The sequence below is a fragment of the Pseudomonas sp. BJa5 genome (assembly GCF_030272875.2).
Classification (GTDB): Bacteria; Pseudomonadota; Gammaproteobacteria; order Pseudomonadales; family Pseudomonadaceae; genus Aquipseudomonas.
On sequence record NZ_JALRNG020000001.1, the window covers coordinates 49,367 to 63,663 of the forward strand.

Below are 14,297 nucleotides of genomic sequence, written 5' to 3' on the forward strand. Positions count from 1 at the left end.
GCGATATCGAAAAGCCCTGGATATCAGCGAATTACCTGAATGACTGGACACTACGGCATGCAAAGCAAAACCACGAGACGGTCTTTCGTCAAAGGCCTGGCCGCTACTGGCGTACTGGGTGGACTGGGCATGTGGCGCACGCCGGTCTGGGCCGTGACCAGCCCTGGCCAACCTAACGTGCTGACAGGCACCGAATTCGATCTGCACATCGGTGAGTTACCGGTCAACATTACCGGAGCGGCTCGTACGGCCATGGCAATCAACGGCTCGCTCCCCGGACCGATTCTTCGTTGGCGTGAAGGTGACACTGTCACGCTCCGAGTACGCAACCGCTTGAAGCAGGACACGTCGATCCATTGGCACGGCATCATCCTGCCGGCCAACATGGACGGAGTACCGGGCCTGAGCTTCCATGGCATCGCACCCGATGGCATGTATGAATACAAGTTCAAGGTCCATCAGAATGGCACCTATTGGTACCACAGCCATTCCGGGCTGCAGGAGCAGGTCGGGGTGTACGGGGCATTGGTCATCGATGCCAAGGAACCCGAGCCGTTCACCTACGATCGCGATTACGTGGTCATGCTCAGCGACTGGACTGATGAGGATCCTGCCAGGGTATTGTCCAAGCTCAAGAAGCAGTCGGACTATTACAACTTCCACAAGCGCACGGTTGGCGACTTCGTCAATGATGTAAGCGAGATGGGATGGTCGGCGGCGGTGGCGGATCGGAAGATGTGGGCCGAGATGAAAATGAGCCCAACCGATCTTGCCGACGTGAGCGGCTATACCTACACCTATCTCATGAATGGCCAGGCCCCGGACGGTAACTGGACCGGCATCTTCAAGCCGGGTGAAAAAATCCGCCTGCGTTTTATCAACGCTTCGGCCATGACGTACTTCGATGTGCGTATCCCTGGTTTGAAAATGACCGTAGTTGCAGCCGACGGACTGCATGTCAAACCCGTGAAGGTCGATGAATTGCGCATCGCCGTCGCCGAAACCTACGATGTCATCGTCGAGCCGGACGACGCACAGGCTTACACCATTTTCGCGCAATCCATGGACCGTACCGGGTACTCCAGGGGCACATTGGCCGTGCGCGAAGGCATGCAAGCCCCGGTACCAGCAGTTGATCCACGCCCAGTCATCTCGATGGGCGATATGGGCATGGATCACGGCGGCATGAGTGGGATGGACCATGGCAGCATGGCCGGTTCGGACCACAGCAAGATGGCTGGCATGGACCATGGCAGCATGGCCGGCATGGACCATGGCAGCATGGCCGGCATGGTCCATGGCAGCATGGCCGGCATGGACCATGGCAGCATGGCCGGCATGGACCATGGCAGCATGGCCGGTACGGACGGCGCCATGCAGACTCACCCTGCTTCAGAAACCAACAACCCCTTGGTCGACATGCAGACGATGACCCCGACGCCCAAGTTGAGCGATCCGGGCATCGGGCTGCGCAACAATGGGCGTCGCGTTCTTACCTATGCAGATCTGCGAAGCACCTTCCCTGATCCAGACGGACGGGCGCCGGGGCGTACCATCGAGCTTCATCTGACTGGACACATGGAAAAGTTCGCCTGGTCCTTTGACGGTATCAAATTCTCGGACGCCGAACCCCTGCGTCTCAAATATGGTGAGCGCCTTCGCATCACCTTGGTCAATGACACCATGATGACTCATCCCATCCATCTCCATGGCATGTGGAGCGACCTGGAGGATGAGGACGGTAACTTCATGGTCCGAAAACACACCATCGACATGCCACCCGGCTCGAAACGAAGTTATCGCGTCACTGCAGATGCTTTGGGTCGTTGGGCCTATCACTGCCACCTGCTGTTCCACATGGAAATGGGCATGTTCCGAGAAGTCCGTGTGGACGAATGAACTGGAGAATCGAGATGAGCAAACCAATGAAACGCAGCGCCTTTTTCTTCTCTGCCGCCATGGTAGGTCTGATGGCTGTTTATGCCCCTTCCTCATGGTCCGGCGAAAACCATGAGCAGCATACGCAGAAGTCTTCAGATGCGACGAAATCCAGCGACGCAGTCAAGGGCTCCCAGGGCAAGCAAACTCAAGGAATGAATCATGAAGGCATGGACCATGGCGCTATGCAGGGCATGGATCATGGCTCCATGAAGGGTATGGATCATGGCTCCATGAAGGGCATGGATCATGGCTCGATGCAAGGCATGGATCACAGCAAAATGATGGACTCGCAGGGCGGCGACAAAGCTAAGGCAGGGAAAGATGGTCAATAGGCTGACACGACCACCGCTCCTGGCATTGACGGTGGCCCTCAGCGCACTGGGGGCAATGCCAAGCTTTGCGGCTGAAGAAATGGACCATTCGGCGATGGGGCATGGGTCCATGCAGGAAGGCATGGACGCCATGGATCACAGCAAGATGGGACATGGTCGACCCAAGGCAACGCCTGCTGCGATGGACCATGGCAAGATGGACCATGGCAGCATGAACCATGGCAGCATGGAAGGGATGGATCACGGCTCCATGGATCATTCGAAAATGGACCACGGCGCTGCCGATGCGCCCACGATGACCAGTCGCACCCCGATTCCTGTGCTGACGGACGCAGACCGAAAAGCCGCATTTCCCCCATTGGCTGGACATGAGGTTCACGACAGCGGCATCAACAGCTTCTTCTTGCTGGATCAGCTCGAATATCAGGATGCAGACGAAGGCAGCACCCTGGCCTGGGACGCCTCGGGGTGGATCGGCGGTGATATCAACCGGCTGTGGATCCGCTCCGAGGGCGAGCGCACCAATGGCGTTACCGAGGACGCGGAACTACAGCTTCTGTATGGGCGTTCCATCAGTCCTTGGTGGGATGTGGTGGCTGGCGTTCGCCAGGATTTCAAACCCGAGTCACCTCAGACCTGGGCAGCGTTTGGTGTCCAGGGCATGGCGCTTTACGAATTTGAAGCTGAAGCCACCGCGTTTATTGGTGAAAATGGCCAGACTGCCGCGCGGTTGGAAGGCGAATACGACATTCTCCTGACCAATCGCCTAATCCTCCAGCCCACTGCCGAAGCCAATTTCTATGGCAAAAACGACCCCGGGCGCGGAGTGGGTTCCGGCCTCGCCAATACGGAGGTCGGACTGCGCTTGCGGTATGAACTCGTTCGCCAGTTCGCACCTTACATCGGCGTGACCTGGAGCCGCTCCTACGGCAATACCGCAGACCTGATTCGCGACGACGATGGGGATGTGGATGAAGCGCGTTTTGTTGCTGGCATTCGGATGTGGTTTTGAGAACCTGACATGAAAAAAACAATAACAACACTGGTGGCAGCAGGCGCTGTGGGGAGTGCGGCCGTGTTAGGTGGAGCGTATTTCGGCCTGGTGAACGTCGGTGCTGATGACCCTCACTTTCCGGCAGTCCATGCGTTCCTCGCCATGGCGCGGGATCGCTCTATCGAGGTTCGCGCACGCGATATCGCCGTACCGGACCTGAAAGATGAGGCGCTGATTCGCACAGGCGCAGGAAACTACAATGCCATGTGTATTGGCTGTCACCTCGCCCCTGGGGTGGATAAGACCGAGCTCAGCCAAGCGCTTTATCCAGCGCCTCCCAATCTCACCAGGACGGGTGTAGGCAATGATCCCGCAGCTGCATTCTGGACCATAAAACACGGTATCAAGGCCACCGGCATGCCTGCCTGGGGCAAGAGCATGGGTGATCAGTACATCTGGGGTATTGTCGCGTTCCTTGATCAACTGCCGCAGATGAACGCAGAGCAGTACCAAGCACTGGTAGCAACCAGTGGTGGTCATCAGCATGGTGGTGGGGAAAGCGAGATGCACAATCATGAAGGCCAGCACGGCGGGAATGAGCCTGATCATCACAGCAAGGCGGCCTCCACAGGCCATCATGGCGGCCATGACGCGGGCGACGCTGATAGTGATCATCACTCCAAGCCCGGTGTGAAGGCGCATACACACAAAGATGGAAAGGAACACACCCATGGAAGCTGACAGTCGCTCGCTCAGGTTGGCCGTCCTCGCTGCTTTCTAACGCTGCCACCCGTTCACGCAACAGCGCCGCCTCCCCTGTCGATGTGCACAGGGATGCCAGCGGGCTCGCCAGGAATGGAAGTGGGCAAAATCCAGGCCATCAACGCTATTTTTTTTCCAACGAAAACGGCGCCCTTCAAGGCGCCGCTTTCGTGTGGGCAGGCCGCGCTGATCGCTTAATTCTGACCGCGGCAATCCATGCCGGCGGTACGGTACTCGAGGATGTTCAACTTTCCTGTTGAGTCTTCAAAGGTCATTTGCGCCGGCATCGCGTCACAGGTACCCCGGTTCGAGGTCACACTGATCACTTTCGCAACGTCGAGTTGCATCCCGTAGCGGTAGTGAGTGACCTGGGGTGGATTTTTTCCATTGGCGGCTGCATAGGCGCGCATAGCTTGCTCATTCGCCTGAATCATCTTTCCGTGCAAACGGTCAGATCCGCCCTCAGCCAGTGCGACCGAGGAAGCCATCAGCATCAGTAAAGCTGTAATACCTTTAAAAGCCTTCATGTGAATCACTCCGTATTAGGCGTGATTCAATATTAGGAGGCGGGTCCTGTCGGTCGGGTGATCTGGAGATTACATCCAGGTAAGGCTACGTTGCGGATACGAGAGCGAGGCTTCAAATACGAGGGGGAGCGAGCGGACCAGGAATGTCCACGAGTGGCTGTGGATTCAATCGCTCGATGCCACAAACTGCCGTAGCAGGCCGTCCTGAGACCCAGTGCGCTCGATCGATCTACTACAGCTTTACTGTTGAACGATTGTTCAGCTATAAGGTGATAGCCTTCCGGTTGTGTGTGGCACCGTCGTGTGGATTCGACTTCCTTCGCCCGGATCGCCTTGTCCGCCTTATGCCGTCAATGAACTGGAGAGCCACATGCGAAGCCCGTTGTTCAAAACCCGCATTACTGAAATGCTCGGCATTCGTCACCCCATCCTTTGCGGAGGAATGGGGCCGGGTGTCTCGGACGCGAGCTACGTCGCGGCAGTCGTCAACGCGGGCGGGATGGGGTTTATCGTTGCCGCCGGCTTCCCCGATCCGGACGAGTTTCGTGAACAACTTCGGATGTGCCGTAACCTGACTTCCGGCAAGAGGTTCGGCGTGAACCTCTACATTTCGAGTCAAACCAAGGCGGCTGAGCGCCTGCAAGAGCAAGTGAGAATTCTTGCCGAGGAAGAAGTCCTGTGCGTCGAAACGTCTGGTGCAAGTCCCGAAAGTATTCTTCCAGCGCTGCGGGAAGCGGGTATCAAAGTCCTGCACAAGGTCCCCGCTGTCCGTTACGCTCGATCAGCTGAACGGCTTGGCGTGGATGCAGTCATTGTTGTCGGCAATGACTGTGGAGGTCATCCAGGAACCTATGGCATCAGCAGCATGGTTCAGGCGCCCCACGCCGCAAAAGAGATTTCCATTCCACTGGTCATCGGTGGAGGAATAGGAGCAGGCCGCCAGCTGGCTGCGACCCTGATGATGGGGGCAGACGCTGTCTTGATGGGCTCCCGCATGTTGGTATCGGAGGAGTTGTGGATTCACCGCCAATACAAGGATCAACTAGTCCAGAGCGATGGTACTGATAGCGTCGTAGTGAAGACCGGCCTACAGCAGCATCACCGGGTTCTGCGCAACAAAAGCGCAAAAGCAGTTGCAGCTTTGGATGCGACAGGGACCAGCGACTTCGAACACTACCGCCCACATGTAATGGGCGCACTCACCACCCAGGCATACCTGACGGGCGACAGTAGTCTTGGCATGCTCGACTATGGCCCATCGGTAGTGTTTGCCGATGCCGTGCAGTCGGTGGAAGCCATTTTTGATCAAGTTCTCGACGATGCACAGTGGGCAATGCAACGTTTTGAGGGTCTGCGCCGCCAGGCCTAGATGTCGCTATGGGTCGGTTTCAGCTGTTCACGACAGGCAGAGAACAGACAGTTTCCGCCGTTCGAGCGTCCACGTTCAGTACTTGATATCCCGGGCTTTTTGACGTCCTTCCTGTTTCGTTTGCCGCTTGTCCTGCCGACAACGGGGATTGCTTTGGGCATCGGCCGCTCGGCAATCCTGTTTCGTCTCACGCGCACCCTGGCGCGTTTCCTGCCTGACATCGCGCGCGTCACGACGCGTCTCAGCTCGTTCGGTGGCAGCCCAGGATGCCCCGTTCGCCAGCAGAAGAAAAATCATGGCTACCCAAGCAAACGTCCTGTGCGTTCTCATAATCCGATCTCCAGGAGCTCGATGTCGAATTTTAAGTACAGTTGATTTCCGAACGTCCCGCAGGCCAAGGAACTGCCATTCATCCAAGCGATGTCCATTGCTCGAGTTCAAGGGGGCCGTTGGTGAGCATCACTGTCGATGATGATTTGATTGACTGTGGACTCAACCGATCACTGCACCCGACTGCCTCGATCTTTCAGCCGTGGCTTTTATCGCCTGGTGTTTTCCAGGTACGGTGATTTATGCCACGGATAGCCCTTGGCGCCGAGTTGAAAGGCGTAATCGAATAAACGCCTCATGTACTCGCCATCGAATTTGCGCTCGTGCGCACAATCGAAGTCGGAACCGATGTAGGCAAGATTGAAATCCGCTCGATCCTGTTGCGCCATGCGGTAGATACGCTCCAGGTCGCTGATGCCCTGGGTCTGAATCAGGGCACTGATGGCTCGACCGCCGATGTTCAATGTACGTCGCTTGGTCCCGGACCATTGCGGCTCCAGTGTCCCGTTTCGAATGACATAGAAACGCCGGTCGAGTCGCAAAGGCACGCCGGTGGCTTTGCTCAGCGCCATCACCGTGCTGGGAGGGTAAAGAAACACCTGGGTGATGACGCCTCCGTCCACGTGCATTTCCTGGAACTGTCTGCCGTCTACGGCCACATCGATCATCACGGGTGAAACCGCACCTGGAATACTCATTGAAGCGAGCATGATGTTGCGAAACAGGTCGAGCGCGCCCGGTGCCTGGCTTGCGGCAATCGCGCCCATGTTCCAGGTGACCGGCCGTCCCGAATCAAGGTCGGTGGTGCCGATCAGCAGAATTCGTCCCTTGGCGTACTCCATTGCGATCGCCGCAAGAATCTGTGCTGTAACGTATTTTGCGATGAGCCGCGACAGTGGCTTGCTGTCCGCGATACCGTCACTGGCAAGACGGGTCAGTACGCTTCGCGAATGAAAAATGTCTTTTGGACCGATTGCATTGGAGACATAGCGAATCACGCCGTCGTATTCGGCCCCAAGGTATGCGAACGGGGCGACCAGGGCGCCCGCGCTGATACCTGTGACCATCTTGAACATCGGGCGAGTCCCATGTGTGGTCCATCCGGCAATCAGTCCCGCGGCGAAGGCGCCCGCATCGCCGCCACCGGAAACCGCCAGCATATTGGCCAGCGGGAGAATATCGTTCGGCTTCCCGGCCCTGGCGAGCACCTCGCTCTCACGTTTGTTGGACTGAACCGCATCCTCAATGAACGGCGTCAGGTCGTGGTCCAGCCTGTAGCGCGCATCGGCAATCCCCGGGATGACCGCTTTTTCCGTCAAGGTTGGCGGAACAGCGTCACGGCGAGGCAGACACGCTTGGAGAAACATGTCCAAAGAGGCACCAGGTGTGAGCGGGAATGGTTTCAAGACACCTCTCCAGGCCCTTGCCATCAACAGCAAGGGCGCTCATCGTCCCCGAGAAAGTCGCTACCCGGTGCCCGGGATGACAACACGCCAGCCGCCTGCGGCACGTCACTCGAACGCCAGGCTGTTCATTTTGCGCTCCTTTACCTGATTAAAAAACTAGCGGCGGGGTTGTAGTAGCGCCAGCACCACCGTCGACGCAGCAAGGATGGCGGTAAGCGTCAACGGGCCCATGGCGCCATAGGTATCCACGATATAACCGCCCACCACCGCACCGATCGTGATGGCCACCTGGAAGGACGTGATCATCAGGCTCCCCGCTGCCTCCAGCGCGTCGGGCGCCGCCCGGGACAGATTGATCGGCAGCACCACTGGCGCCATGCCAAATGCCAGCCCCCACACTGCTGCAAAGCCCAAGGCAATGTCGAAGCGCACGCCCCACAGCACCAGCGCGAGCGCCGCAAACGCCATCAACACCGCGGTGGTGGTGACGGCCATATGGATATTGGCGTCGGCCATACGGCCACCGACAACATTACCGATCACCGCGGCGACACCAAAACCGAGCAGCGCCAGGGCTATCGGCCCGGTTGCAAGGTGGGTGACCTGTTCGAGGAAGGGACGCAGATAGACCGAGCCGGCAAAATGCCCCGTCATCAGCAAAAGAATGGCCAGCATGCCGAGTTGAATGCCGTGCCGGCGCGTCAGCCGCAGGACATCGGCAAGACTGTTGCTGGTAGTAGCAGGCAACGCCGGCAGGGCAAGCCACTGCAACAACATGGCCAGCGCGGCCAGCCCCGCGGTCATGGCCATGGCGCTGCGCCAGCCCAGCCAGTCGCTGATCACTGCCCCCATCGACGGTGCAGCAATGGTAGCGAGCGAGACACCGAGGGTGACGATAGACATGCCCCGGCCTGTCGCATGGTGCCCCACCAGCCTCGCTACCACAGCAAATGACAGCGCCCAGAAGCCACTGAGGGCGATGCCCAGCCCGGCCCGCCCCAACAAGACTTGCCAAAACTCGGTGCCCACGGCGGCAAGGAGGTTGGAGAGGATCGCCAAGGCACTGAGCCCCATCAGCACAGTCTTGCGGTTCAATCTGCCGATCAGCACATTGCTCAACAGGGCCATGACGGCGCCCACCGAAGCCGTGGCCGTGACGACCTGCCCCGCCGTGCCCTCGCTGATGCCCAGATCGCTTGCCATTGGCGTCAACAGGCCCGCCGGCAGGAACTCGGCGGACACCAGGGCAAAGCTGGTTGCCGCCATCGAAAGGACCGCAAACCAGGTCGCCGGGCTCCACCGGTCTGGCGCTGCGGTATTGAGGTCCAGCCCATCACCCTCAAGCTGCAATGTTTTGTCTGTCATTGAAATAGTTCCAGGATTTCCACGCCGTCGGAAGAGCAGCGATGCCGGGAGATTCACGGCCCGGGCAATGTAGACACTCTCAACATCGAGAACTAGACTGCCGCTTCAAGAGTCAGTCTCTCGGAAAATGAGAATATGGACCGTATAGAAGCCATGGCTGTTTTCATCGCTGTTGTCGATGAAGGGAGCCTTTCAGCCGCCGGGCGGCGACTGCAGATGCCACTGCCAACGGTCAGCAGAAAGCTTGCCGACCTGGAGGCTCACCTGGGGGTGAGGCTGATGAACCGGTCAACGCGGCAAATGACCTTGACCGATGCGGGCCGTGACTACCTGATCGCCTCCCGCGAGATCCTCGATCGTGTGGCTGAAGCCGAACGCACGGCGATCGGCGGCAACATGAATCCGCGGGGCGAACTGGTCATCGCCGCGCCGTTGGTGTTTGGCCGCTATCACGTGCTGCCCGTTATCAAGGAACTCCTGAGTCAGTCCGACGATGTCAACGTGCGCCTGGTGCTCAGTGATACCAATGCCAACCTGCTCGAAGAGAACATCGATGTGGCCGTGCGCATCGGGGCGCTTCCCGACAGCGGCTTGACCGCCAGGCAGGTGGGCGAGATCACCCGGGTCGTGTGCGCCAGCCCTGCGTACCTTGAGCAGCATGGGACGCCAAAGACCCCGTCCGATCTGCGCAACCATGAGTGCGTGACCTTCACGGGACTTTCCTCACCGCACGCGTGGTCGTTTGTCGGCGCGAAGGGCACGACGCGGGTACCGATTCGATCGCGCTTGACCGTCAACACCGCCGATGCGGCGGTGGCCGCCGCCACGAGCGACCTCGGCATCACCCGGGTGCTGTGCTACCAGGCCGCGTCCCAGTTTGCCCAGCGCTCACTGGTCCGCCTGTTGAGGGAGTACGAGCCCACGCCCTCCCCCGTGAACCTGCTCTATGCAAACCAGGGCAGGCTACCGGCCAAGACCCGTTGCTTCCTGGCGCTGGCGGCCAACCGACTGGCACACGTGCTGCGCGCAAGTGAGTAACCAGCAAAATACTATTGACAGGTTACATAGCGGGTTCATACTCAACCCAGAATGTAACCATCAATATCGATTTAATGAGTTACGGAGCCAGCACGATGACCCGCGCTATCAAACTCTATCGCTACCCGCTGTCCGCACACGCCCACCGCGTCGAGTTGCTGCTTTCGCTGCTGGCGCTGCCCACCGAGCGGGTCTTCGTCGACCTTGCCAAGCGCGCCCACAAGCAACCCGAATTCCTCGCCCTCAACAGCTTCGGGCAGGTGCCGGTCATTGACGATGACGGCGCCATCGTCAGCGACTCCAACGCCATCCTCGTCTACCTGGCAAAAAAGTATGGCAACGGCCGCTGGCTGCCAGCAGACCCGCTGGGCGAGGCGCGCGTGCAACGCTGGCTGTCAGTGGCCGCCGGTCAGGTCGCCTTCGGCCCGGCCGCCGCGCGGCTGATCACGGTATTCGGCGCGCGCTACAATGCCGAGGATGTCATTGCCCGTGCCCATGCGCTGTTCCAGGTCATGGAAGGCGAGCTGGCCAAGGCCCCCTTCCTCACCGGCAATGAGGTGACCATCGCCGACATCGCCAACTACACCTCCATCGCCCTCGCGCCCGAGGGCAACGTTTCGTTGGCGGACTACCCGAACCTTCGCGCCTGGCTGGCCCGCATCGAGGCGCTGCCCGGCTTCGTGCCCATGCAGCGCTCTGCTGTCGGCTTGCAGGCCGGCTGAACGCGCAACCCGCTGCCGGTCGGCCCGGCAGCCTTCCAGCGAGGTATTGGCGATGAACCCTCCAAGCGATCAACGACCTTCTCCCTGGCACGCCGGCGAAAAGGCCATGCACGAACGCGTCGGCGTAACCGGAGATATCGAAACCTACGGTCGCCGGGCGATCCGCGACTACATGCCCGACCAGCACCGTGACTTCTATCACCAACTGCCCTTCATGATCGTCGGCGCGGTGGATACCCAGGGCCGGCCCTGGGCGACGCTGCTGGAAGGGCCGGAAGGCTTCGTCACCTCGCCCGACCCATGGCGCCTGGTACTCGCCACCGAGCGGGACCCGCAAGACCCGGCCGCCAGCGGGCTTGCTGCCGGCAGTGCCGTCGGCCTGCTGGGCATCGAGTTGCACACACGGCGGCGCAACCGCATGAACGGCATCCTTGAGCAGGTCACAGCAGACAGACTGGAAGTCGCCGTCGAGCAGGCCTTCGGCAACTGCCCGAAGTACATCCAGAAGCGCCTGTACACCCGCGAGCCGACGGTCCGTGGAGCACAGTTCGCCCGTGAGGACTTCGCTTCGCTGGACGCGCCGCTGATAGCGATGATCCGCAAGGCTGACACCTTCTTCGTCGCCAGCTACATCGAGCACGATGACGGCCAACGCTCGGTGGATGTCTCTCACCGCGGCGGTCGTCCCGGCTTCATTCAAGTCACCGCGAATCGTTTGACCATCCCGGACTACGCCGGCAACTTGCACTTCAACACCCTGGGCAACCTTCAGCTCAACCCGGTCGCCGGGCTGCTATTTGTCGACTTCGCCAGCGGCGATGTCCTGCAACTGAGCGGCACCACGGAGCTGGTTTTCGACAGCCCGATGATCAGCGCCTTCGAGGGTGCCGAACGCCTCTGGACCCTCGATGTACAGCGTGCCGTACTTCGGCGGCGCGCGCTGTCGATCCGCTGGAATCTACAAGAAATGGCGTGAACGACCGTTCATGGCTGCTTGCGATAGCGCTCGGTCAAGGACTGCACCAGGGTGACGTAGGATTGCGTCTCGGCGTAGGGCGGCACCCCGTTGTACTCGACCACGGAGGCTTCGCCAGCGTTGTAACCTGCCAAGGCCAGCCTCTGGTTGCCGTTGAAGCGCTTGAGCAGCCAGGCCAGGTAGCGCACGCCGCCATGGATGTTCTGGCGTGCGTCGAACGGATCGCTCACGGCGAAGCGCTCGGCGGTGGCGGGCATTAACTGCATCAGCCCCTGGGCGCCGGCGGAGGAAATGACGTTGGGGCGAAACGCCGATTCGGCATGGATCACGGCGCGGACCAGCGCCCTGTCGACCCCATATCGACCCGCAGCGGCTTCGATTTCGCGCCGATAGGAACGGGTGTCCAGGCGCAGTGAAGCGACCTTGAAATCCTTCGGCGCCATGCACAGGTAGCAGCCCTTGATGTAATAGAGCTCAAGGACATCGACCCGTGCGGAGATCCCGACCGGGCGCCGGCTCACATATTGACGAACACCCCTGTGCATGAAGGTGTACACCCGGATCCGCATCGCGCCTGGGGTGTCGACCCGCACAAGCCGAGGCTGGGCCATTGCCTTGGCGCCGTCACTGGCCTGGCACTTGAACGTGACGCTGGCGCACAGTGGCGCGACCAGCAAGGCCAGCCCGATGCCGCCAAGAAGGCTCTTGCGAGCCGATCGCCATGCTCTGCAACTCATCACATCGCTCCGCGCCGCAGGCGCCGATCAGGCCCGAGCGTTGCCTATCTGGGTGACCCGCCTTTTGTACTGATAGTTATACCCCTTGTAACCGGCCCTGGAACTTGCGTTGACGTACGGGAGGCCGCGAGGTCCTGGCCGACAGCGCGCAACCTGCAGCGTTCGGTGCTGCAGTTCCAGACCTGAGGCACGGACATGAAAAAGCCCGGTTTCGGCCGGGCTCTTTCGATGTCAGCTGGCATTCGCGAAAGACTGCTCTCGGCCGAGGTGCATAGAAGCTCGGTGGGAGCGGGCTTGCCCCGCGATTCTGGCTAAGGCCGCTTTCGGCATCCGGGAAATTCCTCTCACACAGATGCTGCGTCGACATGAATCAATAGTGCTATAGATAGGGCCCCTCGGACGCCCCGAGCACAGCCTTGCGACGGCGTTTCACCAGGAGCTTACGGGCTGTTTCGACAAAGGGCGTGACGATCAGGCTATAGACCGTCAGGTAACGCTGGTGGTCTTGCTCTCCGGTGCCGAAGCGGATGTTTTCAGGCGTTGATGTGGTGACATAGAGCGTGCCGAACGTCCAGTCCCAGAGGGACAGGTTGGTGCCGAAGTTGCGGTTGAAATGGCGCGGGGCGTCACTGTGATGGATCTGGTGCTGGGCCGTGCTGTTCAACACATGCTCGAGCCGTGGGCCGAACGACAGCCAGACATGGCTATCTATCGCGAAGGGCTGCATTCGGCCAAAATGCTGTGACTCAAAGGAGTGTACGAAACCAGGGGCGATTCATAGCCTTAACCGCCACCAAACGAAAAATGCGGATAACCGCAACGCGATTATCCGCCCTACTCCACCAGCAAAACTACTTCTTCCCGAAATCAACTGTGGTATACCAACTTGTACCTCCTGGGTAATAAAGCGCCACACCCGCATCTGTAAATTGACAATCGAGCATAATAGCTCTATGTGGCGGACTATTCATCCACCAATCAACAGTTGCCACTTCTTCATTTTGAGAGAGATTATTATCCTTCCAATATATAATCTCGCCAATACGGGAGTACGGTGTATAGCCAGCTTGGGTTATTCGTTGCTCCGGCCTACTACCGTCAGTCCCAGTATGACCATCCGTGCCAGTCTGCAGGTGGGCTTTTTTATATGCCATGTCATTTGCATGCCGATCGGCGGCTGTCCAAAGCTGCCCATTTCCAAAAACTTCTTTACAACCCGCAGCAACGCGTTTTTGGTTGATTAGCGAGAGAATTCGATCTGCTGGCCCATTACTCGTCCCACCCTGCGGACAGCCCATCCCCGCCACTGTTACTACTATTACGGGGAGAAACATCAGCTTAATAATCTGGCCTCGCATTTTCTGCCCTCCTTTTCTGCAACGCTTATAGGGTGAGGGCGGGACACCTAATCAGGCCCTATAATATTGGCCGGACAACCTGAGAGGTCGAACTACTAACACAATATCCAGCAAGCATCCAGCAAATATAAATTCAGAACTACCACGCATTCCTATCATGAAAAAGGCCAGGATCAAGAATATTTCAACATAAACTACATAGCATTTAGTAATTTAAGGAAACCCTTAAAATGGCCTCCTGAGCCTGGTTGTTGGTACTGATACGATTTTGACCTGGCTACGCATTTTTACTGACCAATACATAACTTATGAAATCCCGCGCAAGGTCATCTTTTGCTGAGCCCTCACATCGTATCAGCGCCAACATATGGAGTGATATGAATCGCCGCCGCTCGAGTTAAACAAATCCTAGCGCGACACTTGCTTCACGGCCGATGCCT

12 protein-coding genes and 2 pseudogenes are annotated in these 14,297 nt (G+C 58.8%); 8 read left to right on the forward strand and 6 right to left on the reverse strand.

The window, feature by feature from the left end:
- The first annotated feature begins 57 nt into the window (after positions 1–57).
- From M2D63_RS00240 to M2D63_RS00255, 4 genes are all read left to right on the forward strand, one after another.
- Entirely contained in the window at positions 58–1,899 is a 1,842-nt protein-coding gene (locus M2D63_RS00240; RefSeq protein ID WP_285860664.1) for a copper resistance system multicopper oxidase, read from the forward strand.
- Positions 1,900–1,913: 14 nt separating this feature from the next.
- Complete coding sequence (locus tag M2D63_RS00245; protein ID WP_285860665.1) at positions 1,914–2,273, forward strand: hypothetical protein; 360 nt, start codon at positions 1,914–1,916, stop codon at positions 2,271–2,273.
- Positions 2,274–2,367: 94 nt separating this feature from the next.
- A complete protein-coding gene (locus tag M2D63_RS00250; RefSeq protein ID WP_405308842.1) occupies positions 2,368–3,285 on the forward strand; it encodes a copper resistance protein B in 918 nt (305 codons plus the stop codon).
- 9 nt (positions 3,286–3,294) lie between these two features.
- Positions 3,295–4,008, forward strand: coding sequence for a cytochrome c (locus M2D63_RS00255; protein WP_285860667.1), 714 nt, complete (start codon positions 3,295–3,297; stop codon positions 4,006–4,008).
- Between the two features lie 215 nt (positions 4,009–4,223).
- Here the strand turns inward: M2D63_RS00255 and M2D63_RS00260 are convergent, their stop codons facing one another.
- A complete protein-coding gene (locus tag M2D63_RS00260) occupies positions 4,224–4,556 on the reverse strand; it encodes a DUF2790 domain-containing protein (RefSeq protein WP_285860668.1) in 333 nt (110 codons plus the stop codon).
- A 370-nt stretch (positions 4,557–4,926) separates the two neighbouring features.
- Here M2D63_RS00260 and M2D63_RS00265 point away from each other — a divergent pair, with 370 nt between their 5' ends.
- Entirely contained in the window at positions 4,927–5,925 is a 999-nt protein-coding gene (locus tag M2D63_RS00265) for a nitronate monooxygenase family protein (protein ID WP_285860669.1), read from the forward strand.
- Positions 5,926–6,464: 539 nt separating this feature from the next.
- Here M2D63_RS00265 and M2D63_RS00270 read toward each other — a convergent pair.
- Together M2D63_RS00270 and M2D63_RS00275 are read right to left on the reverse strand one after the other, a co-directional pair.
- Positions 6,465–7,661 carry a patatin-like phospholipase family protein gene (locus M2D63_RS00270; protein ID WP_285860670.1) on the reverse strand — a complete coding sequence of 399 codons (1,197 nt, stop codon included), beginning with the start codon at positions 7,659–7,661 and terminating at the stop codon, positions 6,465–6,467.
- A gap of 156 nt (positions 7,662–7,817) precedes the next feature.
- On the reverse strand, positions 7,818–9,026 hold the full coding sequence (locus M2D63_RS00275) for an MFS transporter (protein ID WP_285860671.1): 1,209 nt from the start codon (positions 9,024–9,026) through the stop codon (positions 7,818–7,820).
- 135 nt (positions 9,027–9,161) lie between these two features.
- On the opposite strand from M2D63_RS00275, the gene M2D63_RS00280 reads away from it, so the two are divergent.
- The 3 genes and pseudogenes from M2D63_RS00280 to M2D63_RS00290 all read left to right on the forward strand — a co-directional run.
- Positions 9,162–10,064 carry a LysR family transcriptional regulator gene (locus M2D63_RS00280; RefSeq protein ID WP_285860672.1) on the forward strand — a complete coding sequence of 301 codons (903 nt, stop codon included), beginning with the start codon at positions 9,162–9,164 and terminating at the stop codon, positions 10,062–10,064.
- Positions 10,065–10,159: 95 nt separating this feature from the next.
- Complete coding sequence (locus tag M2D63_RS00285; RefSeq protein ID WP_285860673.1) at positions 10,160–10,786, forward strand: glutathione S-transferase family protein; 627 nt, start codon at positions 10,160–10,162, stop codon at positions 10,784–10,786.
- Positions 10,787–10,838: 52 nt separating this feature from the next.
- Positions 10,839–11,759, forward strand: a pseudogene (locus M2D63_RS00290) (pyridoxamine 5'-phosphate oxidase family protein); the annotation flags it as partial.
- Positions 11,760–11,770: 11 nt separating this feature from the next.
- On the opposite strand, the gene M2D63_RS00295 reads toward M2D63_RS00290, so the two are convergent.
- The 3 genes and pseudogenes from M2D63_RS00295 to M2D63_RS00305 form a co-directional block, all read right to left on the reverse strand.
- Positions 11,771–12,499, reverse strand: coding sequence for a lytic transglycosylase domain-containing protein (locus M2D63_RS00295; protein ID WP_285860674.1), 729 nt, complete (start codon positions 12,497–12,499; stop codon positions 11,771–11,773).
- Positions 12,500–12,878: 379 nt separating this feature from the next.
- A pseudogene (locus M2D63_RS00300) lies at positions 12,879–13,205 on the reverse strand (sterol desaturase family protein); the annotation flags it as partial.
- Between the two features lie 145 nt (positions 13,206–13,350).
- Complete coding sequence (locus tag M2D63_RS00305) at positions 13,351–13,857, reverse strand: CAP domain-containing protein (protein WP_285860675.1); 507 nt, start codon at positions 13,855–13,857, stop codon at positions 13,351–13,353.
- Positions 13,858–14,297: the final 440 nt, after the last annotated feature.

Bases quoted from the DNA above. Each gene is read 5' to 3' on its own strand.
- M2D63_RS00240 (WP_285860664.1), top strand. From the start codon at position 58: ATGCAAAGCAAAACCACGAGACGGTCTTTCGTCAAAGGCCTGGCCGCT.
- M2D63_RS00245 (WP_285860665.1), top strand. From the start codon at position 1,914: ATGAGCAAACCAATGAAACGCAGCGCCTTTTTCTTCTCTGCCGCCATG.
- M2D63_RS00250 (WP_405308842.1), top strand. From the start codon at position 2,368: ATGGGGCATGGGTCCATGCAGGAAGGCATGGACGCCATGGATCACAGC.
- M2D63_RS00255 (WP_285860667.1), top strand. From the start codon at position 3,295: ATGAAAAAAACAATAACAACACTGGTGGCAGCAGGCGCTGTGGGGAGT.
- M2D63_RS00260 (WP_285860668.1), bottom strand. From the start codon at position 4,556: ATGAAGGCTTTTAAAGGTATTACAGCTTTACTGATGCTGATGGCTTCC.
- M2D63_RS00265 (WP_285860669.1), top strand. From the start codon at position 4,927: ATGCGAAGCCCGTTGTTCAAAACCCGCATTACTGAAATGCTCGGCATT.
- M2D63_RS00275 (WP_285860671.1), bottom strand. From the start codon at position 9,026: ATGACAGACAAAACATTGCAGCTTGAGGGTGATGGGCTGGACCTCAAT.
- M2D63_RS00280 (WP_285860672.1), top strand. From the start codon at position 9,162: ATGGACCGTATAGAAGCCATGGCTGTTTTCATCGCTGTTGTCGATGAA.
- M2D63_RS00285 (WP_285860673.1), top strand. From the start codon at position 10,160: ATGACCCGCGCTATCAAACTCTATCGCTACCCGCTGTCCGCACACGCC.
- M2D63_RS00295 (WP_285860674.1), bottom strand. From the start codon at position 12,499: ATGAGTTGCAGAGCATGGCGATCGGCTCGCAAGAGCCTTCTTGGCGGC.
- M2D63_RS00305 (WP_285860675.1), bottom strand. From the start codon at position 13,857: ATGCGAGGCCAGATTATTAAGCTGATGTTTCTCCCCGTAATAGTAGTA.